Annotated in this window: 4 protein-coding genes; all 4 read left to right on the top strand. The window is 54.4% G+C overall.

The genetic code is table 11. The features are described from left to right. The first annotated feature begins 50 nt into the window (after window positions 1-50). Window positions 51-1,037 (top strand): GTP 3',8-cyclase MoaA, encoded by a 987-nt coding sequence (gene moaA, locus ACTF7Q_RS10380; RefSeq protein WP_438997761.1) that lies wholly within the window; start codon window positions 51-53, stop codon window positions 1,035-1,037. Next, the gene (mobB, locus tag ACTF7Q_RS10375; RefSeq protein ID WP_438997760.1) at window positions 1,038-1,622 is read left to right on the top strand and encodes a molybdopterin-guanine dinucleotide biosynthesis protein B; all 585 of its coding nucleotides are present in this window, start codon (window positions 1,038-1,040) and stop codon (window positions 1,620-1,622) included. 3 nt (window positions 1,623-1,625) lie between these two features. After that, the gene (locus ACTF7Q_RS10370) at window positions 1,626-2,858 is read left to right on the top strand and encodes a molybdopterin molybdotransferase MoeA (protein ID WP_438997759.1); all 1,233 of its coding nucleotides are present in this window, start codon (window positions 1,626-1,628) and stop codon (window positions 2,856-2,858) included. A 14-nt stretch (window positions 2,859-2,872) separates the two neighbouring features. After that, the coding region (locus tag ACTF7Q_RS10365; protein WP_438997758.1) for a molybdenum cofactor biosynthesis protein MoaE at window positions 2,873-3,273 on the top strand (401 nt) is incomplete at its 3' end.

Here is a 3,273-nt window from a genome sequence, read left to right as displayed (position 1 = left end):
CTTCGGGCGGTTTGGGCGCATCAGGCGCATCAGGCGCATCCGAAAAGGCGTTGATAGATCCGTTCGGGCGCACGGTTGACTATATCCGCCTATCGGTTACCGATCGGTGTGATTTCCGCTGTGTCTATTGCATGGCCGAAGAAATGACCTTTCTGCCCAAGGCCGATTTGCTGACGCTTGAAGAATTAGAGATTGTCTGTCGCCGTTTTATGGCGATGGGCACGCGTAAAATCCGCCTGACCGGAGGCGAGCCTTTAGTGCGCCGCAACATCATGCATCTGATCCGTAATCTGGGCGCGTCGGTAAAGGATGGCACGCTTGACGAACTGACCATCACCACCAATGGCAGCCAGCTTGTCAAAATGGCTGATGATCTGGCGGCGGCGGGGGTGCGGCGGCTGAATATTTCGCTTGATACATTGAATCCCGATCTGTTCACCACGATCACCCGCTGGGGCAATCTGGCCACCGTGCTTGACGGGCTGGCGGCGGCACGTTCTGCCGGATTGGATATTAAGATCAATGCCGTAGCGCTCAAAGGTGTGAATGAAGATGAGCTAGGTGATATGGTCGCCTGGTGCGGTGATCAGGGTTTTGACATGACCATTATCGAGGTCATGCCGATGGGCGATATCGGCAATGAAAACCGGATCGATCAATATCTGCCATTGTCGCTGGTGCGCACCAATCTTGCCAAACGCTTTACCCTGACCGATAGTGATTTTCAGACCCCGGGGCCTGCTCGCTATGTCACCGTTGCCGAAACCGGTCGCAAGCTTGGCTTTATCACGCCGTTGACGCATAATTTCTGCGAATCTTGCAACCGTGTGCGGGTGACCTGCACCGGTCAGCTTTATATGTGTCTGGGACAGGATGACAATGCCGATCTCGCCACCGCCTTGCGCCAGCATGGCGAAGCGGGGCTGGATGCGGCGATTATCGAGGCGATTGGCCGCAAGCCGAAAGGCCATGATTTCATCATCAGCCGCCGCGAAACGGCCACCGTCGGTCGGCATATGAATGTGACAGGTGGCTAGATGACAACCGCACAAACCGAACCAGAAGACCAAATAGATCGGGCATCGCTTCATGTGCCACTGCTGGATACGGGGCGCCATGGCACCGTATTTGGTCTGGCAGGTTGGTCGGGGGCTGGCAAGACCACATTGGTCGAAAAGTTGATCACGCATCTGGTATCGCTGGGGCTGAATGTGGCAACGATCAAACATGCGCATCACCATTTTGACGCTGATACGCCAGGCAAGGACAGCTATCGCCATCGCGCCGCAGGCGCGCGTCAGGTTTTGGTATCATCGGCCAATCGCGCGGCCTTGTTTAGCGAGCATGACGAAGCTGACGAACCTGGCCTTGATGTTTTGCTGGCACGTCTTGATCCGGCTGATATTGTCATTGTCGAAGGGTTTAAGGCCTTTGCAATCCGCAAGATAGAAATCTATCGTGCGGCTGTTGGCAAACCGCTGTTGCATCCGCATGACCCGCATATTCTGGCGGTAGCCAGCGATGCACCACTGGCTGATTGTCCACTTCCCTGTTTTGATCTTGATGACATTGCCGCGATTGCCGCCTTTATTGGCGATCAGGCACAGACCATAAAGACCTGATTGATGCATCCCGAAACGACGCCACTTGATAGTGCCCGTGCTAATTTGCTCAGTGATATTGTGCCACGTACGGCCTATGAAAATGTGCCCTTGCATGCCTCAATAGGGCGGTTTGCGGCGGCGGATATTATCAGCACGGTCAATCTGCCCGCAACGGCGAATGCGGCTGTCGATGGCTATGCTATTTACGCTGAAACCTTGGCCGCAAATCCGGGTCATCTATTCCCCATTGTGGGGCAGGCGCGTGCAGGTCATCCGTTTGTCGGCAGCATCGCCAAAGATGAAGCGATCGAAATCTATACTGGCGCGGTGATGCCTGATGGCGTTAATGCTGTTGCCATGCACGAAGATTGCACGCGAACGGGCAATCATGTCCGTCTTGATAAAGCGCTGCAAATAGGGGCGAATAACCGGCCTGCGGGTGAAAATCTGGCGGTTGGCGAAATGATCTTGTCCGCGGGCACGCCGATCAATGCGCCGATGATTGGTCAGCTGGCGGCGGCAGGCCATATGTCGGTCGATGTGCACAACAAACTAGCGGCAACGATACTGTCAACAGGTGATGAAATCATTGATGTTATGGCGGATTATGGCACAGGCTTTGGCCAGATTTATGATGCAAACCGTCCGATGCTGATGGCGGCATTAGCTGGCGAGGCGCTGACTTTGCATGATGGCGGTATTGTTGCCGATGCCCGCGACGCCTTGGCCAGTGCCTATCATGCGGCGTTGGCACATAGTGATATTGTCATTTCGTCTGGCGGTGCGTCTGATGGTGTCGAAGACCATACACAAGCGGCGATGAAAATGGTTGGTGCCGAATGCGCCCTATGGCGATTGGCAATGAAGCCCGGTCGCCCGATGGCCGTTGGCCGCATTGATGATAAATTCATCTTCTGCCTACCAGGCAATCCAGTGGCGGCATTCGTTTGTGCCAAGCTTTTGATTCTGCCACTGCTTGATAAATTGGCAGGGGGGATCGCGCGCACGCCTGTGCGGGTGACAGTGCCTGCGGGCTTTACCCATAAAAAGAAGCCAGGTCGTACCGAATATCTTCGCGCAACGCTTAAAGGATCCGGAAAAAACCAGCAAATTCAGATTCATGGGCGGCGTGGTGCGGGTGTTATATCATCTCTGACAGGGGCTGATGGGCTGGTTGAAATCCCGCTCGATAATGCAGGTGTTGATGTGGGTATGCCATTGGCCTTTTTACCATTTGCCGAACGGGGTCTGTGATTATGGATGCGGACATGAATGTGCGAATCACCGAAGCTGATTTTGACATTGCTGCTGAACATGATGCGCTCAAGGCGCGTGCGGTGGGGGCCATTGTAACCTTTACCGGCACTGTGCGCGGTGATGATGATGGTACACATGTGACCGCTTTGACGCTGGAACATTTTCCGGGCATGACCGAAGCCGAAATTTCCAACATCATCGATACGGCCAAGGCACGCTGGTCATTGTCAGCGGTCACGGTCATCCATCGTATTGGCCGGTTATTACCAGAGGATAATATCGTTTTTGTTGGCGTGGCCGCGGCGCATCGCGAAGCTGCCTTTGCCGGAGCCAGCTTCATCATGGATTATCTGAAAACCAGAGCACCATTCTGGAAAAAGGCCGAAGATTCTTCGGGTGAAAGCTGGGTCGC

Origin of the sequence: Puniceispirillum sp. (SeqCode), from assembly GCF_965657105.1 — a bacterium.
Taxonomy (GTDB): Bacteria; Pseudomonadota; Alphaproteobacteria; order Puniceispirillales; family Puniceispirillaceae; genus Puniceispirillum.
This window is presented reverse-complemented; position numbering and strand designations above follow the sequence as displayed.

What these genes read in the sequence shown, in the direction of transcription:
- mobB (WP_438997760.1), top strand. Translation starts at nt 1,038, where the DNA reads ATGACAACCGCACAAACCGAACCAGAAGACCAAATAGATCGGGCATCG.
- ACTF7Q_RS10370 (WP_438997759.1), top strand. Translation starts at nt 1,626, where the DNA reads ATGCATCCCGAAACGACGCCACTTGATAGTGCCCGTGCTAATTTGCTC.